This window comes from Microcoleus sp. PH2017_28_MFU_U_A, from assembly GCF_020738035.1.
In the GTDB taxonomy this organism is placed as follows: domain Bacteria; phylum Cyanobacteriota; class Cyanobacteriia; order Cyanobacteriales; family Microcoleaceae; genus Microcoleus.
Window position 1 is genome coordinate 35,403 of sequence record NZ_JAEQCX010000026.1, and the last position, 24,074, is coordinate 59,476.

General features: G+C 45.8%; 26 protein-coding genes. 15 read left to right on the top strand and 11 right to left on the bottom strand.

The features are described 5' to 3' along the window. The first annotated feature begins 109 nt into the window (after window positions 1–109). Genes JGK14_RS02615 through JGK14_RS02625 form a run of 3 tightly spaced genes read left to right on the top strand, consistent with a single transcriptional unit; the run spans window position 110 to window position 1,724 of the window. Entirely contained in the window at window positions 110–649 is a 540-nt protein-coding gene (locus JGK14_RS02615) for a tyrosine-type recombinase/integrase (protein WP_293190384.1), read from the top strand. Window positions 650–656: 7 nt separating this feature from the next. Next, on the top strand, window positions 657–989 hold the full coding sequence (locus tag JGK14_RS02620) for a hypothetical protein (RefSeq protein ID WP_325314731.1): 333 nt from the start codon (window positions 657–659) through the stop codon (window positions 987–989). Between the two features lie 3 nt (window positions 990–992). Beyond that, window positions 993–1,724 carry a hypothetical protein gene (locus JGK14_RS02625; RefSeq protein WP_293217201.1) on the top strand — a complete coding sequence of 244 codons (732 nt, stop codon included), beginning with the start codon at window positions 993–995 and terminating at the stop codon, window positions 1,722–1,724. A gap of 172 nt (window positions 1,725–1,896) precedes the next feature. On the opposite strand, the gene JGK14_RS02630 is transcribed toward JGK14_RS02625, so the two are convergent. The 5 genes from JGK14_RS02630 to JGK14_RS02650 all read right to left on the bottom strand — a co-directional run bounded on the left by JGK14_RS02630 (window position 1,897) and on the right by JGK14_RS02650 (window position 4,231). Beyond that, window positions 1,897–2,553 carry a hypothetical protein gene (locus tag JGK14_RS02630; protein ID WP_325314732.1) on the bottom strand — a complete coding sequence of 219 codons (657 nt, stop codon included), beginning with the start codon at window positions 2,551–2,553 and terminating at the stop codon, window positions 1,897–1,899. A gap of 67 nt (window positions 2,554–2,620) precedes the next feature. Continuing rightward, window positions 2,621–2,836, bottom strand: a complete 216-nt coding sequence (locus tag JGK14_RS02635; RefSeq protein ID WP_293187190.1) for a hypothetical protein — start codon at window positions 2,834–2,836, stop codon at window positions 2,621–2,623. A 263-nt stretch (window positions 2,837–3,099) separates the two neighbouring features. After that, a complete protein-coding gene (locus JGK14_RS02640) occupies window positions 3,100–3,489 on the bottom strand; it encodes a hypothetical protein (RefSeq protein ID WP_293205072.1) in 390 nt (129 codons plus the stop codon). Continuing rightward, complete coding sequence (locus JGK14_RS02645) at window positions 3,486–3,761, bottom strand: HU family DNA-binding protein (protein ID WP_293224223.1); 276 nt, start codon at window positions 3,759–3,761, stop codon at window positions 3,486–3,488. Before JGK14_RS02645 ends, JGK14_RS02640 begins: the two co-directional genes overlap by 4 nt. 95 nt (window positions 3,762–3,856) lie before the next feature. Then, on the bottom strand, window positions 3,857–4,231 hold the full coding sequence (locus JGK14_RS02650; protein ID WP_293205076.1) for a hypothetical protein: 375 nt from the start codon (window positions 4,229–4,231) through the stop codon (window positions 3,857–3,859). Window positions 4,232–4,375: 144 nt separating this feature from the next. Here JGK14_RS02650 and JGK14_RS02655 point away from each other — a divergent pair, with 144 nt between their 5' ends. The 4 genes from JGK14_RS02655 to JGK14_RS02670 all read left to right on the top strand — a co-directional run bounded on the left by JGK14_RS02655 (window position 4,376) and on the right by JGK14_RS02670 (window position 8,433). Further along, window positions 4,376–6,043, top strand: a complete 1,668-nt coding sequence (locus JGK14_RS02655; RefSeq protein WP_325314733.1) for a hypothetical protein — start codon at window positions 4,376–4,378, stop codon at window positions 6,041–6,043. 100 nt (window positions 6,044–6,143) lie between these two features. Next, on the top strand, window positions 6,144–6,548 hold the full coding sequence (locus tag JGK14_RS02660; RefSeq protein ID WP_293187060.1) for a hypothetical protein: 405 nt from the start codon (window positions 6,144–6,146) through the stop codon (window positions 6,546–6,548). A gap of 2 nt (window positions 6,549–6,550) precedes the next feature. Continuing rightward, a complete protein-coding gene (locus tag JGK14_RS02665) occupies window positions 6,551–6,820 on the top strand; it encodes a hypothetical protein (RefSeq protein WP_325314734.1) in 270 nt (89 codons plus the stop codon). A gap of 410 nt (window positions 6,821–7,230) precedes the next feature. Then, the gene (locus JGK14_RS02670; protein ID WP_293193989.1) at window positions 7,231–8,433 is read left to right on the top strand and encodes a HEAT repeat domain-containing protein; all 1,203 of its coding nucleotides are present in this window, start codon (window positions 7,231–7,233) and stop codon (window positions 8,431–8,433) included. Between the two features lie 640 nt (window positions 8,434–9,073). Here JGK14_RS02670 and JGK14_RS02675 read toward each other — a convergent pair. The 3 genes from JGK14_RS02675 to JGK14_RS02685 all read right to left on the bottom strand — a co-directional run bounded on the left by JGK14_RS02675 (window position 9,074) and on the right by JGK14_RS02685 (window position 12,295). After that, window positions 9,074–9,604, bottom strand: a complete 531-nt coding sequence (locus tag JGK14_RS02675) for a peptidoglycan-binding domain-containing protein (RefSeq protein WP_293187063.1) — start codon at window positions 9,602–9,604, stop codon at window positions 9,074–9,076. Window positions 9,605–9,816: 212 nt separating this feature from the next. Beyond that, window positions 9,817–10,347, bottom strand: coding sequence for a peptidoglycan-binding domain-containing protein (locus JGK14_RS02680; RefSeq protein WP_293187064.1), 531 nt, complete (start codon window positions 10,345–10,347; stop codon window positions 9,817–9,819). A 289-nt stretch (window positions 10,348–10,636) separates the two neighbouring features. Then, window positions 10,637–12,295: an NAD(P)H-hydrate dehydratase gene (locus JGK14_RS02685; RefSeq protein ID WP_293187065.1), complete on the bottom strand. Its 1,659-nt coding sequence runs from the start codon at window positions 12,293–12,295 to the stop codon at window positions 10,637–10,639. On the opposite strand from JGK14_RS02685, the gene JGK14_RS02690 reads away from it, so the two are divergent. Both JGK14_RS02690 and mnmA read left to right on the top strand, forming a co-directional pair. Further along, window positions 12,284–12,475 carry a hypothetical protein gene (locus tag JGK14_RS02690; protein ID WP_325314735.1) on the top strand — a complete coding sequence of 64 codons (192 nt, stop codon included), beginning with the start codon at window positions 12,284–12,286 and terminating at the stop codon, window positions 12,473–12,475. The two genes, JGK14_RS02685 and JGK14_RS02690, sit on opposite strands and share 12 nt — an antisense overlap. A 159-nt stretch (window positions 12,476–12,634) precedes the next feature. Continuing rightward, complete coding sequence (mnmA, locus tag JGK14_RS02695) at window positions 12,635–13,726, top strand: tRNA 2-thiouridine(34) synthase MnmA (RefSeq protein WP_293189263.1); 1,092 nt, start codon at window positions 12,635–12,637, stop codon at window positions 13,724–13,726. Between the two features lie 259 nt (window positions 13,727–13,985). Here the strand turns inward: mnmA and JGK14_RS02700 are convergent, their stop codons facing one another. Continuing rightward, window positions 13,986–14,564, bottom strand: a complete 579-nt coding sequence (locus JGK14_RS02700) for a hypothetical protein (protein ID WP_293187068.1) — start codon at window positions 14,562–14,564, stop codon at window positions 13,986–13,988. A 556-nt stretch (window positions 14,565–15,120) separates the two neighbouring features. On the opposite strand from JGK14_RS02700, the gene JGK14_RS02705 reads away from it, so the two are divergent. The 6 genes from JGK14_RS02705 to JGK14_RS02730 all read left to right on the top strand — a co-directional run bounded on the left by JGK14_RS02705 (window position 15,121) and on the right by JGK14_RS02730 (window position 22,609). Further along, on the top strand, window positions 15,121–17,064 hold the full coding sequence (locus tag JGK14_RS02705) for a PP2C family protein-serine/threonine phosphatase (RefSeq protein WP_293189261.1): 1,944 nt from the start codon (window positions 15,121–15,123) through the stop codon (window positions 17,062–17,064). A gap of 152 nt (window positions 17,065–17,216) precedes the next feature. Further along, window positions 17,217–17,795: a DUF6272 family protein gene (locus JGK14_RS02710; protein WP_293187070.1), complete on the top strand. Its 579-nt coding sequence runs from the start codon at window positions 17,217–17,219 to the stop codon at window positions 17,793–17,795. Window positions 17,796–17,841: 46 nt separating this feature from the next. After that, window positions 17,842–18,186 (top strand): slr1659 superfamily regulator, encoded by a 345-nt coding sequence (locus JGK14_RS02715; protein ID WP_293187071.1) that lies wholly within the window; start codon window positions 17,842–17,844, stop codon window positions 18,184–18,186. A 70-nt stretch (window positions 18,187–18,256) separates the two neighbouring features. After that, window positions 18,257–19,729 (top strand): adenylate/guanylate cyclase domain-containing protein, encoded by a 1,473-nt coding sequence (locus JGK14_RS02720; RefSeq protein ID WP_293323857.1) that lies wholly within the window; start codon window positions 18,257–18,259, stop codon window positions 19,727–19,729. A gap of 407 nt (window positions 19,730–20,136) precedes the next feature. Continuing rightward, window positions 20,137–21,786, top strand: a complete 1,650-nt coding sequence (locus JGK14_RS02725) for an ABC transporter substrate-binding protein (RefSeq protein WP_293217968.1) — start codon at window positions 20,137–20,139, stop codon at window positions 21,784–21,786. Window positions 21,787–21,949: 163 nt separating this feature from the next. Beyond that, entirely contained in the window at window positions 21,950–22,609 is a 660-nt protein-coding gene (locus tag JGK14_RS02730; RefSeq protein WP_293185523.1) for a pentapeptide repeat-containing protein, read from the top strand. Between the two features lie 329 nt (window positions 22,610–22,938). Here JGK14_RS02730 and JGK14_RS02735 read toward each other — a convergent pair whose 3' ends face one another. Together JGK14_RS02735 and JGK14_RS02740 are read right to left on the bottom strand one after the other, a co-directional pair. Beyond that, window positions 22,939–23,319, bottom strand: a complete 381-nt coding sequence (locus tag JGK14_RS02735) for a cupin domain-containing protein (protein ID WP_442921422.1) — start codon at window positions 23,317–23,319, stop codon at window positions 22,939–22,941. A gap of 92 nt (window positions 23,320–23,411) precedes the next feature. Next, window positions 23,412–23,798: a hypothetical protein gene (locus JGK14_RS02740; RefSeq protein WP_293198038.1), complete on the bottom strand. Its 387-nt coding sequence runs from the start codon at window positions 23,796–23,798 to the stop codon at window positions 23,412–23,414. Between the last annotated feature and the right edge of the window lie 276 nt (window positions 23,799–24,074).

The window sequence follows — 24,074 nt, forward strand, 5'->3', positions numbered from 1 at the left end:
GGCTTTGAGTGGATACACTAAAAAGGGGTGTTGAAAGGTTGTCAATTGTCTAACAGTACAAAGGAAACAGCAACAAGTGAAAATATTTAGGTTTGGGCAAGCTACGCCCATGAATCAAGACAGTTACGAACTAATCAGCAAACATTTATTTACGGAAATTCACAAGGTCTTTTTAGCTATTGCTTGGTACACTGGTGAGAGACCAGATGCCATTCTAAAAAGCCAGGTCTCTCAATTTTACGTAAATCCATCCCGGCGTATCGTGCGCTCGGAAATACTCTATAGCGCGACGACTAGGAAGGATAAAAAAACCAGAGAAGTCCCTTGTCACGTAGACTTAGAAAGAATTCTTAGGGATTTTGAATGCTTGGAAAATGGCTATTTATTTCCGTCTCGCGTTCGCAAAAATGACCATCTTTGTCGGCAGGCGATCGATCGAGCTTTCCGGCGGGCTTTGAAAAAAGCGGGGCTTGAAAATCAGGGATATTCCTTGTATTCGGCACGCCGCGGGTTTATTACTCGGCTAAACAATCTCGGTTGTAGCCCTGGGCTGATTAAATCCCTCTCTGGACACGCCAGCCTTGCATCGTTGAGCCGGTATATCGAAATCTCAGAAGAACAGCGAAAAAATGCGATCGCCAATTTTTAACTAAATTATGCTAATTAACGTCAACTCAAACTCAGTAGTCAATATTTCCGAAGACTTGCGCGGCGCCAATGCTGTTGCTACTGTGTCGGCCACGACAACCGTGGGGGTAGCTCTTGCCGCTAACGCGAACAGGGCAAATTATTCTATTTACAACGCAGGCCCAGCCACCGTTTTCCTCAGGGAAGGATCTGTAGTAACTCCGGCTCTTCACACCACGCCGATTCCTTCAGGCTTCCTTTGGAAAGAAGACTTTACCTCTGCTAGATACACAGGCGTTATCTCTGTTATCACCGCGTCAGGCACGGCCTCTCTTCAAGTTTCCGAGGGGACGCTAATCTAATCAATGGGCGAACTGATTGATTTGAACCGGAAAACGATTACTGATGCGGATCTTCCGCCAACAACCGCGACGGACGCCGAAGTAGCCCAGGCGATCGCGGCGCACGAAGCAAAAAGTAACCCGCACCCTAGTCTGTGGCAGAGAATAGTGGCTGGATTCCTCAGTCTGGCTGGAGGGCAGCGGATTTTAAAGAATAATCCGCCAATCACTTACACAAGCTTTTTTGGAGGTAGTAACCACCTCGAACTGACAACCGATAACGGTAGCAACCCCATTCTTGCCTTTCACAAAGGCGGGTTGTCGGCAGTAAGCCTTTACCACGCTGGCTATGGAAACGATTTACTTCGGCTTCAGAGTGCTGACGGGTTAAACGTCTCTTTAGTCCATGACGGAAATATTGGAACGAAGACTGCTGGCAGTGCAAATGGTTTGATGCTTGACGGCGGGGTGGTAATAAAAACAAGGCTGATTGAGGGTATTACCCCAGCCGGGCAAGGACTAGGCGTAGACATCGCCCATGGACTCGACCCTGCCAAAATTGTATCCGTGCAGGTCATTGTCCGGGCAACGTCCGGAGCGATCGTGCAGGCAAACAATCAAAATGGTCTGGGAGCAACAAGACATCGCTTTGACTGGGCCGTAATCGGACCCAATTTATTTATCACTAATGTTGCGGATCAGTCGGCGAGTCTCGTATCCCGGCCATTTTCTGCACTGATCACTTACCGACAGTAACAGTCATGAAAGGGTTCCGAACGTTTAAAATATTTCGCGCCACCAGCAATTCTCAGGTGGGGAAGTTCACAGAATCTCGAATAATTTTTGTCGATCGCCCGAACACGCAAATTCAATTGCCAAAGATTGGGCACTTGAGTTAGTTGAATATGGATCTGAGGAGATTGTTACGCTACGCCCCGCCCCGAAGCATCTCCACAATTTCCGCAGACTTAGCCCCGGCCGCTAGGAGCGATCGCACTTCCTCAACTCTTGCCTGCGCGATCGGCGAATCCGTATTTCCCCCGCGGATGTGAATGTGGCGCATACGCGAACCATCGCGGTAGGAGAATCGGAAGTATTCGCCACTACGGGCCGTGCCACGCGGTCGGTAGGTGGATATAGCTTTGCACCCTGATACAGAATCATTTGGGGAATTTGATTCTGTATCAACTTCGACAGGGGCGATCGCCTCTGATACAGAATCATTTGGGGAATTTGATTCTGTATCAACTTCGACAGGGGTGATAGCCTCTGATACAGAATCATTTGGGGAATTTGATTCTGTATCAACTTCGACAGGGGTGATAGCCTCTGATACAGAATCATTTGGGGCTGGAACGAGACTAACTTCGTCGGGGTACAAGAAACCCCATTCGTTTATGTGCGGATTCCAAAACCTCATGCTCCCATCAACGGGATGGACGGACTCTATTCTGAATACTTCGCCTCGCTTCACCCAAGCGGCGGCACTTGATGGTTTCTTTCGCAGCTTCACCCAGTCACCGGCTTTGTAGAGAGTTCCGACCGCGGGGGAAGTGGCGAACAGTGAAAGTTGAGCAGTTACCATTTCCCAAATCCAAAATTTAATGTGAAAGCCGATCGCCCAAAAGAGCGATCGGCTTATTGTCAGTTGACTACACGATGTCGGAAGGCATTGGGGGAATGCCTGGGAAAGGGTTGCTAGACATGGGGCTTTCCAACAGTCCTAGCAGAGACTCAATTTCTTGCAGCAGGCTGGCATCGTCTGTCGATTCCCGTGATTCTTCTTCTTCCAGTATTGCCAAGCGGCGGTCTTGAGATTGCTGGGCTTCGATAATTAGTTTCAGCAGTCTTGTGAGAACTGGATTCATGGGTTTAACGTCCTTGTTGTTGTTTAATTGCCGGTCTCTCCCGGCTGTCACGCCAGCAGGTACGCTCAGCGTTTAGCGCTTCGTTCTCTCCGAAGTGTCACGCTAGCTCTCGTTCTCAGCGTCACGTCTTACCCTTAGAATCTTGCAGGTCTCGAACCCACTTATTACTACTTGTTAGGGCAGTTATCAGCATCAGTAGCCTAGCTGTCAAATGTCAAATTCACTTTGTACTGCTACAGATAAGTGACCGCTTCATGAAAGCCTCATTTATCTGTAGCAGTCTTCTCGGAATCGTCTAGTTTTTTCAGGTCGTCTAGTTTCACCATTCTCAGGTTTGGAAATATGCAGCGGAGTTTGTCGTTGATGTGGTCACATTCCCACTGCTCTACGTGCAGTCTGGGCCCATCAGTGTGAGCGCTGGTCTGGGTAAAATCAACTCCCTTCTTGAGGTTCCGCTCGCAGATTTTGATGTACTCGTTAATCAGGCCGGTGAATTCGATAAATGTGTGGCAGTTGGTGGCGATCGCCTCGCGGTAGTAGTTGGCGCTCGCGGCTTTCATCGCCACGAGTATTTCCTCTGGCGTCTGGGGATTGTGTGGGAGTTCTTGCTTCGGGCCACCTAATAGGGTTTTTGCTTCTTCTGTGTCAATCATTGATTTACAGCCTCTCGAAAGTTTTTGCCTGGTATGAATACCGGAACTACGGCAGCAGGGATTTTAAGTGCTTCTCCAGTCTTGGGATTGCGGCCTTCACGGGCTACTCTGCTACGACTCTCAAAACTGCCAAATCCGACTAAGACTACTTTCTCACCGTCGGCAACGGTGTCAACTATTGTGCCTAGAATGGCGTCCAGCATGGCGTTTGCCTGCTTTTTGGTGGTTGAGGTTTTGTCTGCAACAGCATCAATTAGTTGGGATTTGTTCATTGTTTGGCGATCGCCTTTTGAGTTATTAGTTGTTAGTTATTAGTTGTTAGTAACGCAAAAGCCAGCACCCCACACGGATACTGGCTTTTTTGCTATCAGACTGTTTCTCCTAAAAGGCAAAGTATTTCTTGCTCCAGTTGCCTCATCTGATCCGTTACATTCTGGTGATGCTCCTGTGCCGCTTTTAATCTCAACTGAAGCCTTTCCTCATGAGATTCAACGTAAGCCAGGTGAGAACGCTGCAATTCTCTCAACTGGCTTAACATTTTCCCAAAACTTGCTTTTCCTTCGTTGACAAAGCCTTTCGAGTCTCTATGTACCCCCGTGCAATCTGTCGAATCAATTCCGTCCTGGATTCCATCCCCATCGCTTTTGCTTTGTCCCCCAGTGCTTGCCAATCTTCCGGCTCCAATCGGACTGTGGCGTTGACTGTGGTCTTTTTTCCATGATTTTTCATAGTTTCTAGCCATATTAAGACTCCCCTCAATTATTGCACGTGCGACTATTGACATTCATTTTAGCACGTGCAATCATAAAAAGTATCTCAGCACGTGCAGTTGTTGAGCATACCCTGCATACCGGGCGAGACTGCATACTCGCCCTTTCCCTAACCTATGTACACACTGGAACAGTTACAACAGAAGACTTTTAAGGAATTGAAGGAAATCGGCTGGCAACTTAACGTGCTCCCAGCGGGCGACAAACGTTGCCGCCAAAACTGGATTGATGCCATTGCCAGTGTGCAGCCCCCGCTGCTGAAACTGCTGAAACTGCTGGAAGTTTCCCCCGGTGTCGAAGTCGAACCGGTTGCGGAGGCGATCGAAATTCAAGCCCAGGAGCCGCCGATCAAATTCAAATTCAAATTCGGTCGCATCATTTCCAAACCGACCACTAAGCCAATTAAGGACGGGCGAATCACTCGCTACTTATGCCGTCTCAAGCCGATCGCACAAACAGTCGAAAATTCCCCCGGTGTCGAAATCGAACCGGTTGCGGAGGTGATCGAAGTTCAAGCCACCGAGCCGATCGAAGAACCCGCACCCTATAGAGGCCTTCAATTAGCCATTGATGAACTGATTGAAGCAGGTGGAGCCAGAGTTCTTTCCGTAGGCGATAAATTGACGGCAGGTGGAACGACGCTCACCAAAACCAGTGATGACTCCTTCTTTTTTGAACCGGCCAAACCAGCTACCGAGCCGATCGAATCCAAATTCGGCCGCATCGTTTATCCCAAGCCGGCCCCTGAGCCGATCGCACAAACAGTGGAAAATTCCCCCGGTGTCAGTTTCGACGTTGAGGAATTCCAGCAGGCTCACGTCGCCGAGATTGACGCCTATGTAGCAAGTTTCACCGACGATCGCCCTCCGAACCGAGGCAGTGGCGACAGGGGACGAATTGAGCCAAAAGTAACCCAAAGTGCTTTAAAGCAAACCGGCAAAAAATCAATCGCTCATCAACTTTTGGAATTATTCAAAGCTTCAGCGCTCATCATTCCTGATTCCCCCGCCGCTGAAAGTGAGCCAAAAGTAACCCAAAGTGCTTTAAAGCAAACCGAAACTTCCCCCAGTTCCGAAGCAATTCCTGTCGGCATCGCGCTCTCTGACCGATTCCTCGCTCGCTACGCGCCACCGCAGCCTGAGCAGATTCACTTCAAAGTCGATGCTGACGGACAACTGAGCTTGCTTGACTTTGAGCTTTCAGGCATTGAGGAGCCGCCCGACCCTGACGATTACGATTGTATGTTTAGTTTTTGGGCTGCTTACGACGCTTGGTGCGATCGCTTTGGGGACGAATCTTTTGAGCAATGCACGGAGCTCGATTCGCAATGCACGGAGCTCGATTCGCAATGCACGGAGCTCGATTCGCAATGCACGGAGCTCGATTCGCAATGCACGGAGCCGATTCAAATCGAATTAGCATCAATGGTTGAATGGACCCCTTGTTTGGACGAGTACGAGCCTGAAACAATCGAAACAATCGAAACGAGTTCCATCACTTTGGAAATTTCCTCGATGCTGATCCTCTCCGGGGGCTGCGCTCACGAAAGTTTTGACACTTGCAACTTTTCCATTCCCACATTTGACGCTTGGTGCGATCGCCCGATCGACACTGACGAACCGCCCGACACAGGGATTTTCGCTCGCCGGCCTTTGCCAAAACCCCCCAGTTTTCCGCCGATAGCTGTCGTTGCGGGCGATCGGGCAAACCGCATTAAAAAGTTCGCCCGCAGCGCAACATTTTTGAGCGAGCGAGCGCCTCCGGGAGGTGATGCAAGCTTCTAAATGGTTGACCCATATTCTTTCCATCATGCTTATACTGCGATCGCTTTTTGAGCGAGGGCGATCGCTTCTTCTCCTCCTTCCAACTAACAGGTGAAAAACAATGGCTTTTATCAAGATTTCTATCCCCGTCTACAAAAAGGACAACTGGCAAAACCTTCAGAAAGACGGAAGAATCGAAGTCAGCAGCGACGTAGATGACCTTTCTGATGGTTACAAAGAGTTGAAAGACCAGATCGATCAATTGCTACTTAGTCTTGACGCCGAGACTCGCCTAGCAAAAAATGCCCGCGCGCTAGAACTCGAAATAGAAAATAAAGCTTACACGCTAAAAACCCTTATCAGAGACATTGAGAAGGCCACTCAACATTACGAAAGTTTGAGGTTTTTCTTAGAAAAACTGGGGATTGACCCGATCGCACAGAGACTGACTTTTGACAAGAGATTCTTGCTACAAGATGCGTCATCGCATGAAATTGAAGTGGTCAACAACCAGTCGGAATTTTAAATATGTACATTGACTTCTCCGACGATTGGTGCGAGCCGTCAGAAGCGGAATTTCAACCGCTTCTGGACTTCGAGAATGAAATTCTCGGCGAAGCACCGCATAACGATATTTCACTCCTCACGGAGCGCATCAAACTCTCGTTCCTCGACTACGTGCGACAAGGAATCATGCTTTACACTGTGCAGCGTTACCGCTTGTACAAGCAGAAATATGTAGATTTTGCCGAATACTGCAAGCTGGCTTTAGGGCGATCGCCAAAATCTAAAATCTAAAATCCAATTTAAAGACCCACAGGAGTAATCTACCTGTGGGTCTTTAAATTAGTAAAACGTTGTTACAGTGAAGACAAAAGCGGCGCAACAGCGACGAAACAGTTAAACTCACAGGTGATGGCACGCGCCTCCGCAGCGAGCAACAATCGCGGGCATCGCAGCGTCTGCACAGCACGTAGCTGATGCTTCGCTGACAATCAACTTTCCAAGATGCCCCTATCTGCCGCCGCCGTTATTGACGCAATTGCGTGATTGAGATCCGGCTCGCTGCCACCTCAAACCATGATTTTTCGCGATCGGGCGTGATATTTGTAGGTTAGTTGGGCGCATAGCAGCTAGGATCGAGCTAACTCATGGTTACACTAAAGCTCGTCATGCGGCGTTGCCTCTCAAAAACCCAATTGAGTCTTATGGCGCACTACCGCTCCACTTTACGTTTGTTCACCTGCATTGCCTGCCTGGGCGCTGCCTTCATTCCCAGTGCGGAGGGAAGGCAACAGATTGTCATTGCTTCCTACCAGGTGGTTTCCCAAGAAATTGCTCAAGCAGACTCTCCCCCGGACTCCAGCCAGGACTCCAATCCTCCACAATCCTCTCCAGCGCCCGATAAAAACAAATCTAAGCCGTCTAAAAAACAAAAATCTAATTCCAAAATCCCGAAACCAATCTCCAATATAATTGTCATTTTGTCACGCCAGCGGGGGTTGTTAATGTTGGGTTTGGCAGCAGTTGTCGTCACGGCAGCGGCAGTAGCGATCATGCTGAAATTAGTTAGCAGTGGCGAGTCAAATAATTCTAAGCGAAGACGGGTTCGAGGCGATCGCCAAAACCAAAGAAACTCTCGATTCACCAATCCCGATGCTCAGAGAAACAGGCACGAAATGGGACAGCAACAGGTTTCTTCTGGGGGACTCAAACCGCTACCAGCATTGCCCTACCCTGTCAATTTCCCCAAGGGCTACAAGATCGAGAGCACCGATCTGCCTTTACCGTTTATCGTGGAATCTGGGCAATCAGAATCCGAGGATGCAGGGGTAGAGGGCGATCGAATTAATTCCGACACCGCCACAGACGAAAATCGCAACAACGGCTACAGCGACTCAGGTTTCAATATTCCAGAAACAACTAATCGAGCCGATGCACTAGCGAATCGGAAGAAAGATATTTCCCTTCCCGAAACGGAAGTCAGACAAAAAGTTGATATTATTGAAACACTCATTGAAGATTTGCAGCACCTCAATCCGGCCTCTAGGCGCAAAGCAATTTGGGAACTCGGGCAGCAGGGAGATTCCAGAGCCGTTGAGCCGTTGCTGAATTTATTAGGAAATTCTGACTCTAAGCAGTACAGTTTAATTCTGGCAAGTCTCTCAGAAATTGGCATTCGCACGCTCAAACCCATGAATAATGCCTGGTCAATTTCATTGCAAAATGAAAACCCGGAAGTGCGGAAAAATGCGATTCGCGACTTGACACGGATTTACGAATTGGTGAATCAAATCAGTCACTTGTTGCACCGCGCGACGGACGATCCAGATGCAGAAGTTCAGGAAACAGCTCGCTGGGCAATTAATCAGTTGAATCGCATTCGTCCGCGTTCTGGGAGGGATGATTAATGTTCTGTTGACTGTTGACTGTTGACTGTTGACAGTTGACAGTTGATACCAAATTTACATAAAGTTGCATATAATCGCAGGGTAACAAAATCGAAACCTGGCTTTGTTTTCAGCTTGTCTATGTTCTATGCAGCTTCATAGTAAATTGGTATGACAACGACCTCTACCTAGAAGGAAGAGGATTAGAGTAATGAATAGTCTGATTTTAATTTCTCCCGATCGGGCGCAAGGGCTTTAAACCAATTCTTTTTGGTAATTGCTCAACCTCCTTGACAAGAAGGCGAGAAAAATATTAGATCGAGGCATGGAAAAACTCCACAGAACTGTTTCTGATTTTATAGGCAATACAGGCATTTTTTGCAAGTCAGATTGTTCGAGATTTAACCGTATATATCTATAAAGAAAGAGCGCTGAAGCGCAACTACGTACCCTGGTATGTAGTTGCGCTTCAGCGCTCTTTCATATATATAAAGCAATACGGTTTACTGAGGAATTGCAAAGTCAAAAGTCTTTGTAATGAGGAGTTGAATCTTGTGTTTCTTATAATAAATTTCCGTCCGAAAACCTCTATATGTAAAGTACACTGTACACTTTACATATAGAGGTTTTGCGTAAATTCTATCAATAATTAAACCGATGATTAGTGGGGTAACTTGCTGAGTCCGTACCAGGTTTTAGCACCGACAATTCCATCTTGTGGTATATTCTTGCTGATTTGGAACTGGCGCACTGCGACATCTGTCATCGTCCCAAAATATCCATCAATTGCACCGAAATAGTATCCATTGATTTTCAAGACATTTTGAACAATTTTCACAGCATTACCAGAACTGCCATTCATCAAGATGGGCATATTCACAGGTGCACCAGAATACAGTGCTTGCCAAGTTATAGAACCAACCATCCCATCTTCAGTTAAAAAGACGCGGTGTTGATAGCCTTTGACTGCTTTTTGAACTTGGGCGCCGAAGATACCGTCCATCGGGCCAGAATAATATCCCCAATGATAGAGAAGCTGTTGTAGTTCCTTGACAGCTTGACCTGTGGAACCTATTTGTAAAGTAGGTTTGTTCAGTGCGGCGGTTGCAGCAACTGCAACATTTGATTGAGGAGTAGCATCGGCGACGATAGCTACAGTTTCATTATTCGTGGTTCTTTCTTCGGTGTACATAATGTGATTCCTTTGAAGATTTAAGTTGTGGTCTTTGATATTTCAGGTATAACTGGTGAGATTTGTGGCTGCACAGTCACTTTTTTGAGTGTCACTCATTTGAGTTAGCTAAGTGTATTTGTAGTGAGGAATATAAGTGCTCAGATTTTTATGAGGACTGAAGTCCTCACTACAAACTAACTGGTAAGGTGTTTGTGGGCACCCAACGCAACTTAGTGGGGTAACTTGCTAAGAGCGTGCCAAGTTCTGTAGCCGACAATTCCATCTTGTACTAAACCCTTGCTGAGTTGGAAATGGCGGACTGCTACATCTGTCATCGGGCCAAAAAATCCGTCAATAAAGCCGAAATAGTATCCATTTAATTTCAGGACATTTTGAACAATTTTCACAGCATTACCAGAACTGCCATTCATCAGTGTCGGCATATTCACAGGTGCACCAGAGTATAGTGCTTGCCAAGTTATAGAACCGACTATCCCATCTTCCATTAAGAAGACGCGGTGTTGATAGCCTTTGACTGCTTTTTGAACTTGGACGCCGAAGATACCGTCAATCGGGCCGAAATAATATCCCCAATGAGCTAGGAGAGTTTCTAGTTCTTTGACTGCTTGACCTGTGGAACCGATTTGTAAAGTGGGTTTGTTGAGTCCTGTTGTTAGACCAACTGCAAAATTTGATTGAGCTGTAGTATCGGCGGCGATCGCCATTGTTTCATTGTTCGTGCTTTTTTCTTCGGTGTACATAATGTGCTCCTTTCAATATTTAAGTTGTGCTCTTTGATATTTCAGGTATAACTGGTGCGATTGATGGCTTCACAGTCACTTTTTCGAGTGTCACTCATTTGAGTGACAAACCAAATCAAGAGGTTTGTAGTGATGACTTCTGTCCTTATCCAAATCCGAGGACAGAAGTCCGAACGATCAAACCAAATCAAGAGGTTTGTAGTGACTTCTGTCCTTATCCAAATCCGAGGACAGAAGTCCGAACGATCGCACTAATGGGCGAGCATTACAGCGAATGGGACGATCGCCCTTACTGTAATTCTCGCAAGGTAGGAATTAAATACTGTGTCAAAGTAAAGGCATCTACACCTAATTCTGTCCGTTCTTTGGCTGCGGCGATTCCGGCTTGAGCGTGCCACCACGCTGCTGTTACTGCCACTTCTTGGGGGGGGGATTTACGGGCGATCGCACTTGCTAACAATCCCCCTAACAAGCCGGTGAGAACGTCGCCGCTGCCGCCTCTGGCGAGGGCTGGGGTGCTTTCGGGATTGAGATAGGTAAGGGTACGTGAAGCGTAGCTATCCCCTAGGGAATCGCCGTCATCCTCCTTCCAACTTATGCAAACTCTGGCTCCTTTGAGCAATACTGTTGCACCGCAAAGCTCTGCCGCTGCTTGAGTTGCGGCAATTCGATCGCCGCTGAGGCCCGCTAATTCGGGAAACAAACGCTTAAATTCGCCCGGGTGAGGGGTGATAATTGTCACTGCTCGGCGTTCCGACAAAATGGGAACTGTGCCGAGTTGACCGAGGATATTTAAACCGTCGGCATCTAAAACCAGAGGTCGATCGCACTCCAGTACAGATTCTACAGCGATCGCGGCTTCCAATGTCAGACCTGGCCCTGTGGCGATCGCATCGTAGCTACCCAAATCAATTGCTACCGGCAACTCCTTAATGCCACCGTTTGGGGTTTCGGGACATCCTATAACTAATGCCTCTGGTAAATGACTGCTCAACATCGGTTTAATCGACTCAGGGACGGCAATTGACAGCATTCCGACTCCGCTGGCTCTTGCTCCCAATGCGGCTAAAATTGCGGCTCCGCTGTAACGGGCCGAACCTGCAATAATTAGTAAGTGACCGTTGGTGTATTTGTGCGAAATTGGCGATCGGGGTAATGGTAAATGCTGAATTGCCGATGCTTTAGTAATGCGTTGTATTGCTGGAAAATTGCCCAATATCGCTGCAATATCTGCAACGGGAATATCAAAATCAATTAATTCTGACTTACCAATATATTCTAAAGCTTTGTCTTGTAGAAAAGCCATTTTCCACAATCCCAAACATAATGTATGTTTTGCCCGGATTGCCGTACCCAATACAGCCCCAGTATCTGTATTGATTCCCGACGGAATGTCTATACTAAAAATCGGGATGTTTAAATTATTGATTTCATCAATCGCGGCGGCTGTGGGGTTAGTGATTTCTCGTTCTAACCCAAAACCAAATAAACCATCTACGAGAAAGTCGCAGTTTTTCAGCGGTTCGATGTTCTCAACAAATGGAATATTTAAAGAACGCGCATAATCAGCGTGACTTTTGGTAAGTTCTTTGAGTTTAGAAAATGGGCAGTAAATAACTACTGGGAATCCTTTAAAGTGCAATTCGCGGGCCACAACCAAAGCATCGCCGCCGTTATGTCCCGGCCCAACTAACACCCCAATAGCTGGGAATTGAGAATTAACAATCTTTAGCCCTTCACCGCTTTTCCTTCTATACGTTACATCCGTTTCATCCGTTTCAAAATCCGTTGCCGAACTTCCCTCTTCCCTCAAAAGCACCTGAATGCGTCTAGAAATCAGGAGTGCAACTTTTTCCATTAAAGCTGCTACGGGCATTCCAGCCGCAAAGATTCTGTTTTCTATTTGCCGCATTTGGTCGGCGGTGACAACAAATTTTTGAATAGTCATAAGAAGAAGGAAGAAGGAAGAAGGAAGAAGGAAGAAGGAAGAAGGAAGAAGGAAGAAGGAAGAAGGAAGAAGGAAGAAGGAAGAAGGAAGAAGGAGGAAGAAGGAAGAAGGAAGAAGGAAGAAGGAAGAAGGAAGAAGGAAGAAGGAAGAAGGAAGAAAAAATACACAGCAAGCCTTTGAGCGATCGGGATTTGAGGCTTAATTAGGTGGATTTACTTATTAGTGCTAAAATTTCAGCTAACAGCAGTAGCAGGTTGTAGTATTTTTGTGGTATAATCAATTAGCTCGATCGAACTTGCGTAACAGTAAAACAGTAAAATAGCAATTTATTTCCGAACCATGAACAAGATTGTCGTAGGCCTCTCCGGCGGGGTCGATAGTTCCGCAGCAGCCGCAATTTTACACCATCAGGGCTATGAAGTGGTGGGTTTAACGCTGTGGTTGATGAAAGGCAAAGGTCAATGCTGCTCTGAGGGAATGGTCGATGCCGCTAAAATTTGCGAAGATTTGGGCGTTCCCCATCACATTGTTGACAGCCGCGAGGTCTTTCAGGCAAGTATTGTCGATTTTTTGGTGGACGGTTACAGTGCAGGAGTTACACCTCTGCCTTGTTCGCAGTGCAATAAAACTGTGAAGTTCGGGCCGATGCTCAAGTACGCTCGCGAAGAGCTGGGTATTGAAAAGATTGCTACGGGGCACTACGCTCGCATTACCTATGATACTGCTACCGATCGCTATCAGTTGCTGCGGGCGATCGACCCTGCGAAAGATCAGTCTTATTTCTTGTACGATTTAACACAGGATTTACTGGCGGGTACGGAGTTTCCTTTGGGGGAAATCACCAAGACTGAAACTCGCAGAATTGCGGCGGAATTTGGCTTGACAACCGCTGATAAGCCGGAAAGTCAGGATTTGTGTTTGGTGGAAAGTAACGGTTCGATGCGGGCTTTTCTCGACAAGTACATTGCGCCGCAAAAGGGTGACATTGTAGATAAGTCCGGCCGCGTACTCGGACAGCACGACGGCGTGCACCACTACACTATCGGCCAGCGGAAGGGCCTGGGGATTGCCGCACCGGAACCGCTGTATGTGATTGAACTTGATGCTGGTGCTAATCGGGTAATTGTGGGCGATCGCCAGTTGGCAGTAGAATCTGACTGCAATGTCCAGAAAGTAAATTGGGTTTCTGTCGCTGGGCCGATCGCTCCGATTCGGGCTTCCGTGCAGATTCGCTATCGATCGCAACCCGTCCCCGCTACAATTATTCCCGTAGAATCATCCGAAGCAGACGAAAAAGCAAGCGGTACAAGAGTCAAGGTAATTTTTGACGAACCGCAGTTGAGCATTACCCCCGGACAAGCCGCAGTTTGGTATGACTCAGATGTGCTCTTAGGCGGCGGGATTATTGAAAGAAAAAAACTCCCAAATTGATGTTAGGGGATGGCTCGCGTGGGTGCATCTCAATGCAAGCGAATATATCCGTAGGGGCGAAGCATGACCGCATAAAATAGGAGATTATAACTAATAACTTATATGCGGTCATGCTTCGCCCTCTTCAAAAAACCAGATGCACCCGCTCGCGTCCCCACCCCACAAGAAATCTACCACAATAAAATCTAGTCTTTGTGGAACAGGCATCTTGCCTGTTCCAAAAGGAAATTTATTGTTCATTTCACAGGGTCAAATTCCCTTAACTAACTTTCTTTTCCAAGCGCAACACATTCCCCCTAGCATTGGTGCGGTAAACCCAAGTTTGGCCGCCATCAGAAACCACAACCCGCCAACCTTCAACAATCATTTGGCCGCAAATTTCATCAGATTTCGCGAGTCCCAAACAAGTATTCGGCCAACTTTGCCGGCTCGATTCAGTGACTTTCAACTTGTCAGCAGCAATCCCAGTCGAGCGCGACAACTCTTGGCGAACTGCGGCTGCAACGTTTGCGGGCAACTGGTTCGGGGGATTTTGGCGCGTACCCTCAGCCAAATTGCCCGGTTCGGAAATTAGACTATTTAGTACCAATCCCGAATAGCTGATTTTTTTTTGATCCCCGACAGCGGGAAATTGCTGCGCTGTTTGCTCATCTTGGTTTTCTACCTGAACGAGGGACTGTTTGAGGGCGCCCGCGTTAGCCGCAGCGGTGTGGATTAGCGCCGGATACATTTCCCATGCCAGAATTCCCGTCAGCACCAAAGCCAAGATTAAAGGATTAGGCTGCTTTTCACCTCGGTTTTGATTGTTTTGAGAGTTATTTTCGGAGATTGGTTTCATAGTACGCCCTCTGCCTCACTTTACACTCTTGCGCGATCGCTCCGGAGCACTCAAATGCAGATACCGATATAGACACTGCTGCTGGTGCTGTTTGTTCCTTGGTGCAGAACCGACTTAACAGAGTCGTGCGGCACAAGTATCTTATACTCCCTGCTGCCACTTCTGTTTCAGGAAACTTGCACTACCAGTTATTACTTAATTTTTACTTTTAGTATAGTATTGAGCAAAATTTATCGCTAGGTAAATCTGCTGAAACAAAAATGATTTTGGGGGAACATCTCAGTATAAATGACTATTCATCGTGCCCAAACTTCTGAAGGTTTTGTAGACAAGGGGAGGCGAACTGAGCCAGTGAGAGCCAAGGGATGCCGTACAATCTGTAGCAACAGGACGGGAACGCATGATAAATTAAGCAAGCTATCGCTGATTAATTAGAGGATTTAGGTTTTCAAGAGCGATCGTCCCCGAAAATAACTTAGTAGCGATCGCTAATTTTTTAGTAACATCTTGTTGAAATATATCGATTATGAACAGAAAATCCCTAGGAATCCATTTAATGAATCGGATCAGCTATCCTCAAAAATTCATCTTGATCGGTTTTCTATTTGCGATGCCGTTAGTCTTGATGATGTACCTGCTGATTTCCGAAATTAACACCAGAGTTGATTTTGCCCAAAAAGAAATCTACGGCAATCAATACCTGCGTCCGCTGCGCCAGTTGAGGGAATACATACCGAAATTTCACCTGTTAAATTATCAGGGTTTAAATCCAAATTTAAGCCAGCACGAGTCCTGGGATAATTTTGAAGCTAAGATAGACGCGGACTTTCAATCCCTGGCAAATACCGACCGCCAGTTAGGAACAACTTTAGTTTCCCGCGAGCAATTTAATACCATTTATCAAAATTGGCAAAAATTTAAACTTCATCGGAGCCAGTGGAGTTTAGAAACTTACGATGTTGTATATCAAAAAATCGCATATGATATTAATAAATTGAGCGCTCACGTCGGCGATACTTCCAATCTCATATTAGACCCAGATTTAGATACCTATTATTTGATGGATGCAACTTTGTTGAAAATTCCAGAAATGCAAAAATTATTGTCAGAAATTAGGCTATTTTCTCAAAAAAGTAGCCTGCGTTCCGATGCCACACCTGAGGAAAGAGCGAAATTGATTACTTTTGCGGGCAAATTGAGAGAACTCAATCAGGATTTAGCAATCAATATGGAGGTAGGATTTAGCAACAATCCTCACGGGAATCTGCGACCGAAATTAAGCCAAGATTTGATAAAATTTAACTCAGTAGTAGAGCAACTAACTGGGCAACTAGATAAACTAATTTATCCCACAGCCACAGTCGAATATTATACCTATCTCGATGGCAGCGACCGAGTTCTGAATTCGAGTTTTGAACTGTGGGACAAAAGTGTCAATGAATTAGACTTTCTCCTGCAAAAACGTATAGATGCTTTAGTTACTAGAAAACACTTAATTTATGTTTTTATTCTAATTATTTTAACAATAGTTGTTTATTTATTTGTATCTTTTTACCTAGCAGTCATGCAAACTGTATTTGTGCTTGAGGAAGCGTCAAAAAATATGGCAAGTGGCAATATTGACCACAAAATTATTTTGGATAACAAAGATGAACTCGGGCAAGTTGTGGGTGCATTTAACAAGATTGCCGAGGCTTTGGTTGGTGCGAATCAAGAAATTACTGTTCTTAACGATCGCCTAAAATCCGAAAATATGCGGATGAGTGCCGAACTAGATGTCACTCGCAAAATTCAGCAGATGCTGCTGCCGAAAGACCGAGAATTGAAGGAAGTTATTGGCTTAGATATTGCAGGATTTATGGAACCTGCTGATGAAGTAGGCGGTGACTATTACGATGTACTCCAGCACGAAGGTAAAGTAAAAATTGGTATTGGCGACGTGACGGGACACGGATTGGAGAGCGGTGTTTTAATGATTATGCTTCAAACAGCAGTGCGAACTTTGCTCACCTACAACGAAGCCGATCCGGTAAGATTTTTAACCGCTATTAACACTGTAATTTACGATAATATGCAGCGGATGAAATGGGATAAGAACGCTAGCCTTGCTTTGCTAGACTATCACGAGGGAATGCTGAAGTTGAGCGGCCAGCACGAAGAAATGATTGTCGTGCGGTGTAACGGTTCTGCCGAGCGGTTTGATACAATCGATTTGGGTTTCCCGATCGGGCTGGATGAAGATATTGCTGATTTTGTGGCCCAAACCCTTGTCCAGTTGCATTCAGGAGATGTGGTAGTGCTGTACACTGATGGGATTACGGAGGCTAAAAATATGAATAAAGTGCTTTATGGTTTAGATAGGTTAATTAAGGTAATACAGATTAATTGGCAGCAAACGGCTACAGAGATCAGGCACGCTGTAATTGACGACGTGCGATCGCACATCGGCGAACAAAAAGTTTTTGATGACATCACATTGCTGGTTCTAAAACAAAAATAGGGAATTGGGAATTGGGAATTGGGCATGGGGCATGGGGCATGGGGCATGGGGCATGGGGCATTGGTAGCAACTCGCCAATAACCAACAACCAATAACAACAGTCAACCAACAAATAACAACTAACAAATAACAACTAACAAATAACAACTAATATGATTCAGACTTTCGGCGATTTCATCGAGCCGACTCCCAGCCACGAATATTTAATAATTGGATTTTCCCCGAGTTCGATCCCCCTCAAGCAGCGGTGGCGGAACAACGGTTTGTCGGCGGATTTTCTGGCTGACTACTTGACGACTTTTTTCCCTGGAAACGAGGATGACCCCTCGACAATTGACAGACAAGCTGAAATTAAAAGTGCTGTTAGCTATATTGCTAATGAGTTATTAGAGAATGCGATGAAGTTTAATGATGAGACATCGGAACACCCGATCAACATTAAACTGCAATTAAGGAGCGACGGACTGATTTTCTCAGTTGCTAACACCATCCCTCCGCAAGGTGTAGGGAAGTTTCAGGCTTACATTCAGCAGTTGCTGGAGTCCGATCCGAGCGAGCTGTACATTGAGCGGTTGGAAAAAAATGCTGCTGACGAAAATTCTACTAATTCAGGATTGGGCCTGCTAACCATGCTGAGCGATTATACCACCAAAATAGGTTGGAAGTTCCAGACGGTGCAAAAAGACCCGGAAGTAATTACGGTGACAACTATGGTGCAATTAAGAGTATAAGTATCGCTGGCGATCGATAATATCTAAGGGACTTTTTTTTGCGGCAATGGAAATTAAAACAGAAGATTACGGGATCTGTTACGATCCATCAACGGCAACCGTGAGTTTTAGAGGATCTCTAAGGTTGAGCGGGCCCCAAGAGTACGCACCGATAGTGCAGTTGCTGGAGGAGGTAGCCGATTTGGCACCGGCAAAAATTACCCTCAATTTGCAACAGTTAGAATTTTTGAACAGTTCAGGCATAAATATGCTGTCGAAGTTTATTATCGAAGTCCGCAAAAAAGCTCGGGTGCAAATGGCGGTACAAGGTTCTCAACGTATAGCTTGGCAAGGTAAATCTGTGAAGAATTTCCAGCGCCTAATGCCGAGTTTGCAGTTTGAATTACTATAGACATATGATGACTTTTAGGGTATGGACTGTTGAGCAATTTTCTGTTAGTCGAGGCGCAAATTCTCGGGTTATGCTGGAAGAACAACCATCTAGAGAACAGCTACTTTTAGAGATAGAAAGATTGCGCCAGCAAGTGGAAGACTTGAAGGAGGAAAAAGCGGATCTGGAAATCTTGCTGGAAAATACTGCTGAACATTCCGATACGGTGGAATCTGAGTTGCGCTATCGGGCATTGGAGGCGGTGCGGGAAGGCGAAATCAAGCTAGCTCAATTTCTGGAAGCGATTCCCGTAGGCGTGGCGGTGCTCGATGCTCAAGGTAAACCTTACTACGTCAATCGTGCCGGACAGCAGTTACTCGGCCAAGGGGTGTTGCCGTTAAATTCTGTTGATGATTTGTCAAAAAGTTATCAATTTTATATCGCGGGAACTGATATTATTTACCCTTCACAGAATTTGCCGCTCGTCCGAGCTTTGACGGGAGAAAGTTCGACGGCTGAGGATCTGGAAATTCATAGACTAGACAAGAAAATCCCCCTTGAGACTTGGGGGACGCCAATTTTTGACGGTGGCAAAGTTGCTTTTGCGATCGCAGTTTTTCAAGATGTCACGGAACGCAAACAAGCTGAAGCCGACCGCCAAACATTTATTAAGGAATTATTTGAAGTCAATAAAAGCTTAGAAAAATCTCTGGATGCTGAATCGGAATTAACTGATGCCTACGGGCGATTTGTGCCACATCAATTTCTCAATTTGTTGGGATATGAAAGTATTATTGATGTCAGTTTAGGCGATCAAGTGCAGCAGGAAATGTCGGTGCTGTTTGCGGACATCCGCGATTTCACGACGCTTTCCGAAACTATGACTCCTCAAGAAATTTTTAATTTTATAAATGCTTACCTGTCGCGCATGGAGCCTGCTATTACTAGCAATCACGGGTTTATTGACAAATATATCGGCGATGCGATTATGGCTTTGTTTAGCGACTGTGCAGATGATGCAGTGAAAGCTGGTATTGCGATGCTAAATATCCTGAATGATTACAACAGATACCGTTTAAGTGTGGGCTACATCCCGATTAAAATTGGGATTGGGATCAATTCTGGTTCTTTGATGCTGGGGACAGTTGGTGGCACAAGCAGAATGGATAGCACGGTGATTAGTGATGCTGTTAATTTGGCATCTCGGATTGAAGGGTTGACGAAAGATTATGGCGTTCCTATGTTAATTTCTCAGCAGACATTGGAACGGTTGCGAAATCCGGCTGATTATAATATTCGGATTGTGGATAAAGTACAGGTAAAAGGAAAATTACAATATGTCACAATATATGAGGTCTTCGATGCCGATCCGCCGGAAATTCTCTCGGCTAAGCTAGCAAATTTGGCGGTATATACTGAAGCAATGTTACTTTGCGATCGCCATGAGTACCGATTGGCAGGAAAATTGTTTGAAGAGTGTTTGCGGAAAAATCCGAGCGATCGGGTAGCTCGCATTTACCTGAAACGCTGTCGGGATTGGCGATCGCTCCTCAGGGAAATTTAGTCAGTTGGCTGTTGGCAGTTGGCAGTTGACAGTTGACAGTTGACAGTTGACAGTTGACAGTTGACAGTTGACAGTTGACAGTTGACAGTTGGCAGTTGGCAGTTTAAGAGGTTTCGCGACATTGCATCGGGAGCATCTCAGTTTTGCATTTATATATAGTGCGATCGTCCCCGCTCGCGAGTACAATACGCGAGCTCGCGACAGCTCGCACTATAATAAAAAAATGCTTTTTACAAAAATGAGATGCTCCCTTGACAGTTGACAGTTGACAGTTGACAGTTGACAGTTGGCAGTTGGCAGTTTAAGAGGTTTCGCGACATTGCATCTACCAAGAAACCGGGTTTCTCATTTAAAAGTGTGTAAGTCCTGATAATATAATTACTAATTTGGAGTGTCAATAAAAGACGATGGAAATCAACAAGCGGCAGCCGAGAATATCTATAAAACCTTCAGTAATTAAAGTTATAGCTTTGTTCTGCCTCTGCTGCTTGTTAACTGCAAGCTGCGGACAGAGTGCCAGTCGATCGCCCAATTCGCCCAATTCGCCCAACAACGATCGCGTGACAATTGGCACAACCTTGAAATTGCGGACGATCGACCCCGCCGACGCTTACGAAACCATCTCAGGACAACTGCTGCGAAATTTGGGCGATACTCTCTACACCTACGAGTCGGGAACGACAAAGTTAATCCCCCACTTGGCGACAGCAATGCCAAAAGTTAGCAAAGACGGATTGACATATACAATTCCCTTGCGTCAAGGCGTGATTTTTCACGACGACACACCGTTTAACGCCGCAGCAATGGAATTTTCCTTGCAGCGATTTATCAAAAATGGCGGTCGTCCGGCTTTCTTGTTGGGCGATGCAGTAGAATCGGTGAAAGCGACGGGCGAATACGAATTAACTTTTCAACTCAAAAAGCCTTTTGCTGCGTTTCCTTCTTTGCTGACATTTGCCGGTCTTTGTCCGATTTCTCCGAAAGCTTATGAGATTGGAGACGGTAAATTTAAACCGGATACTTTTGTGGGAACTGGACGCTACAAACTTGCGAAGTACGGTAGCGATTCTCTGAAGTTTGATGCCTTTGATAAGTATTGGGGAGAAAAACCCGTCAATAGAGGTATTGACATTTTGCTGCTTTCGAGTTCTTCAAATTTGTTCAATACTTTTAGGACTGGTGCGATCGATGTAGCTTATTTATCTCTGGATGCGGATCAAGTTCGCAGCTTGGATGAGGGAGCAAAAAAAGGGAAATGGCAGGAAATCGCGGGGGAGAGCAGTACAGTTAGTTATATGACGCTGAATCTCAATTCTAAACCGCTGGATAAGTTAGAGGTGAGACAGGCGATCGCTGCGGCGATGGATCGGCCGCTTATTAACGATCGCGTCCTCCGAGGACAAGCCCAGCCTCTGTACAGCCTGATTCCCACAACCTTCGACGTTAACAAGCCAGTATTTAAAGAACTGTACGGCGACGCCAACATGACAAAAGCCAAGGAATTGCTAAAAAAAGCGGGATATTCGGCCGCCAATCCGTTTATTTTTCAAATTTGGCATCCTAGCGGTTCTACAAAACGAGGTTTAGTGGCGAGTACGATTAAAGCTTTAGCCCAACTCAAAATGGACGGGATAATGCAGGTGGAAATTAACAGCGTTGAATCTCCGACTTTATTTCAGAATATAGAGAAGGGGATTTATCCTGCGGTGTTGGTGGATTGGTACGCTGACTTTTTCGATGCTGACAATTACATTCAGCCGTTTTTGGATTGTGCGACGGGTTCGGCGGCCCGCGGGTGTGAAAAGGGTGCCAGTCAGGGGCAGGGTTCGTTTTATTATAGCGATCGGGTAAATCAACTGATCGCCAAGCAGCGCCAAGAAGCCAACCCTCAAACCCGCAAAGCTTTGTTTGCCGAAATTCAGGACATACTAGGTCAAGATGTACCTTTCATCCCTCTTTGGCAGGATAAGGACTATACTTTTGCTCAGAACAGCATCACGGGTGTCCGTCTCGAACCGACGCAATCCTTTCCCTTTTGGTTCCTGAAAAAGCAATAATTGTTTACAATAATTGTTGGGAGTTTAAACGTCCATAATTCTATCATCTTTTGTGCACAACAGGGTGATGATTGTCACAGTTTATCGAAGAGACCGATCACCCCACTCTCTCTAAAAATGTTGGATATTATTAGTAGAGAGAGATATCGCCGAGGGTGAGTATATGAAATTTGGAATTTTAACAACAACAGGGCTGCTAATTGCGATCGGTTTTGCTTCTGGAGTCAAAGCAGAAAACGTATCACAAGTCAAGCAACTATTAGAAACTAAAAATTGCAGCAAATGTGACTTGACAGGAGCGCAGCTTTCTGGCATGAATCTCAGCGGTGCGAATTTGAACGGTGCAAATTTGAGTGGTGCAAATTTGAGCGGTACAAATTTGAACGAAGCCAAATTAAACGCAGTAAATCTGACACAAGCTAAATTGCAAGGTGCGAGCTTAATTGGGGCTAAAATGCACGGGGCAAATTTGGAGGGTGCTGATTTGACTCGCGCTAACCTGAGTTTGGCTGGTTTAGTAATTGCCAGTTTGAAAAATACCAACCTTACCAGTGCTAATTTGGTCGGGGCTAATTTAGAAAGTGCTAATTTGACTGGGGCGAACCTGAGAAATGCCCGTCAGTCTGTCGCGAATCTGGGAAATATCACCCTCCGGGGCGGTAGTTTGTCGGGAATAGATGTGCTGGGGGTTAACTTGCGGGATGCTAATTTGACTGGTGCTAATTTGACCGGTGCTAACTTGAACGGTTCGGATTTGACTGGCGCTAATTTACAGGATGCCAATATGGCAAATGTAGATTTGAAAAACGCTGCTTTGCCGTAGGACGATCGCCAATTGCTATATCAGACTATCGTGTTTAACAACCTTAATATAATCCTGTAGGGGCAATTTCAGAAATTGCCCCTATAATTTTAATTTCCTTCATTCATTTGACAGTTTGTAGGGGCGGTGCCCCCGTGTCCGCCCTCTTCGTTGACTGTTGACAAAAGAAGGAACAGGATTGGAGTAACGAAGAGCCTGATTTTAATTTCTCCCGGGCTTGGGGCTTTAAACTAATTCTTTCTGGTAATTTTAATTTTCCGTTAAGTCTGAGATGAGAGAGGACTGAAGTCCTCACTACAAACCTGAGAGTTATTTAACTTGATTTGAGATCAATCTTCGTCAGCGGCATCTTGGGGAAAACGGATAATGTCATCATCACCCAGATATTCGCCATTTTGGATTTCAATCATCACCAAGGGAATAACGCCGGGGTTTTCCACGCGGTGAGCGGTATTCATGGGAACGTAGGTTGACTGTTTCTGCATGAGAATGGTCTCTTTGTCATCGCAGATAACTTTAGCGGTACCGGAGACGACAACCCAGTGTTCGCTGCGGTGATAGTGCATTTGGGTGCGGATGTGGTGCCCCGGTTTGACTTCGATGCGATTGATCTTGTAGCGATCGCCCGCGTCTATGACTGTAACTTTACCCCAAAACCGGGTTTGCGTGCGATCGTCCGTTTTTTCGATTGTGTCCACTGTTTCCACCATCCTGTTTATCTCGCTAACGGTGTCTGTAAAAATATCTGTAGTTGAAAGTATATCAGGGACTGGTAAGTCGGAATCCAAAATAATTATTCTGCTCATGGAAACAATGGTCGATTAGACATCCGATCTTCATTTATCACTTGTTCAAGATATTCCGCAGTTTCTTTTTGTTCTTGTTCATCATCCTCATCTTCTCGCCACGATCGCAATAATTCGATCGCAGGTTGATTTCTTTTGATCCTTTCCTCCTTCGACAGTTTAGTAAAATCTACGTTTTCAGGTGTCTGGGCGGATTCCGATAATCCGGGCTTAACCGTCACAGTTTCCAGAAATAACCGCATCATTTTCAGCAAATTCGGCCAATATTCTCTCGGAGTTTGCTGAATTACACTGAGAAACTCTACCATTTCATTACCAATGCGAGGTTCGGGCGCTGAAGCTGCTGTCATTGGACTTTCACTGATTAAAGCTTGTTCAGACATACTTTTTTTCTCCTCAATCGGATTTATACGAATTGGCAGATCGATATTTTGGATGGGAATTAGAAATTGGCGATCGAACTCGCCTCTACTTATATTGTAAACAATGGGATTTTCTTGAACCGCAGATGTCAGCGGATTGACACAGATGTACGCAGATCAAATTCATTCATCTGCGTACACCTGCGTTTATCTGCGGTTCAAAATAACCATCTCAGTCAGCTTCGACGATATAGCCTTTCTCAAAAAAATGAGGTATGATTGACAGCTTATATAACC

Bases quoted from the DNA above. Each gene is read 5' to 3' on its own strand.
- JGK14_RS02615 (WP_293190384.1), top strand. From the start codon at position 110: ATGAATCAAGACAGTTACGAACTAATCAGCAAACATTTATTTACGGAA.
- JGK14_RS02715 (WP_293187071.1), top strand. From the start codon at position 17,842: ATGGAAATTAAAACAGAAGATTACGGGATCTGTTACGATCCATCAACG.
- JGK14_RS02710 (WP_293187070.1), top strand. From the start codon at position 17,217: ATGATTCAGACTTTCGGCGATTTCATCGAGCCGACTCCCAGCCACGAA.
- JGK14_RS02670 (WP_293193989.1), top strand. From the start codon at position 7,231: ATGGCGCACTACCGCTCCACTTTACGTTTGTTCACCTGCATTGCCTGC.
- JGK14_RS02660 (WP_293187060.1), top strand. From the start codon at position 6,144: ATGGCTTTTATCAAGATTTCTATCCCCGTCTACAAAAAGGACAACTGG.
- JGK14_RS02700 (WP_293187068.1), bottom strand. From the start codon at position 14,564: ATGAAACCAATCTCCGAAAATAACTCTCAAAACAATCAAAACCGAGGT.
- JGK14_RS02720 (WP_293323857.1), top strand. From the start codon at position 18,257: ATGCTGGAAGAACAACCATCTAGAGAACAGCTACTTTTAGAGATAGAA.
- JGK14_RS02730 (WP_293185523.1), top strand. From the start codon at position 21,950: ATGAAATTTGGAATTTTAACAACAACAGGGCTGCTAATTGCGATCGGT.
- JGK14_RS02630 (WP_325314732.1), bottom strand. From the start codon at position 2,553: ATGGTAACTGCTCAACTTTCACTGTTCGCCACTTCCCCCGCGGTCGGA.
- JGK14_RS02740 (WP_293198038.1), bottom strand. From the start codon at position 23,798: ATGTCTGAACAAGCTTTAATCAGTGAAAGTCCAATGACAGCAGCTTCA.
- JGK14_RS02645 (WP_293224223.1), bottom strand. From the start codon at position 3,761: ATGAACAAATCCCAACTAATTGATGCTGTTGCAGACAAAACCTCAACC.
- JGK14_RS02650 (WP_293205076.1), bottom strand. From the start codon at position 4,231: ATGGCTAGAAACTATGAAAAATCATGGAAAAAAGACCACAGTCAACGC.
- JGK14_RS02625 (WP_293217201.1), top strand. From the start codon at position 993: ATGGGCGAACTGATTGATTTGAACCGGAAAACGATTACTGATGCGGAT.
- JGK14_RS02685 (WP_293187065.1), bottom strand. From the start codon at position 12,295: ATGACTATTCAAAAATTTGTTGTCACCGCCGACCAAATGCGGCAAATA.
- JGK14_RS02665 (WP_325314734.1), top strand. From the start codon at position 6,551: ATGTACATTGACTTCTCCGACGATTGGTGCGAGCCGTCAGAAGCGGAA.
- JGK14_RS02620 (WP_325314731.1), top strand. From the start codon at position 657: ATGCTAATTAACGTCAACTCAAACTCAGTAGTCAATATTTCCGAAGAC.
- mnmA (WP_293189263.1), top strand. From the start codon at position 12,635: ATGAACAAGATTGTCGTAGGCCTCTCCGGCGGGGTCGATAGTTCCGCA.
- JGK14_RS02635 (WP_293187190.1), bottom strand. From the start codon at position 2,836: ATGAATCCAGTTCTCACAAGACTGCTGAAACTAATTATCGAAGCCCAG.
- JGK14_RS02705 (WP_293189261.1), top strand. From the start codon at position 15,121: ATGAATCGGATCAGCTATCCTCAAAAATTCATCTTGATCGGTTTTCTA.
- JGK14_RS02675 (WP_293187063.1), bottom strand. From the start codon at position 9,604: ATGTACACCGAAGAAAGAACCACGAATAATGAAACTGTAGCTATCGTC.
- JGK14_RS02680 (WP_293187064.1), bottom strand. From the start codon at position 10,347: ATGTACACCGAAGAAAAAAGCACGAACAATGAAACAATGGCGATCGCC.
- JGK14_RS02735 (WP_442921422.1), bottom strand. From the start codon at position 23,319: ATGGTGGAAACAGTGGACACAATCGAAAAAACGGACGATCGCACGCAA.
- JGK14_RS02640 (WP_293205072.1), bottom strand. From the start codon at position 3,489: ATGATTGACACAGAAGAAGCAAAAACCCTATTAGGTGGCCCGAAGCAA.
- JGK14_RS02725 (WP_293217968.1), top strand. From the start codon at position 20,137: ATGGAAATCAACAAGCGGCAGCCGAGAATATCTATAAAACCTTCAGTA.
- JGK14_RS02655 (WP_325314733.1), top strand. From the start codon at position 4,376: ATGTACACACTGGAACAGTTACAACAGAAGACTTTTAAGGAATTGAAG.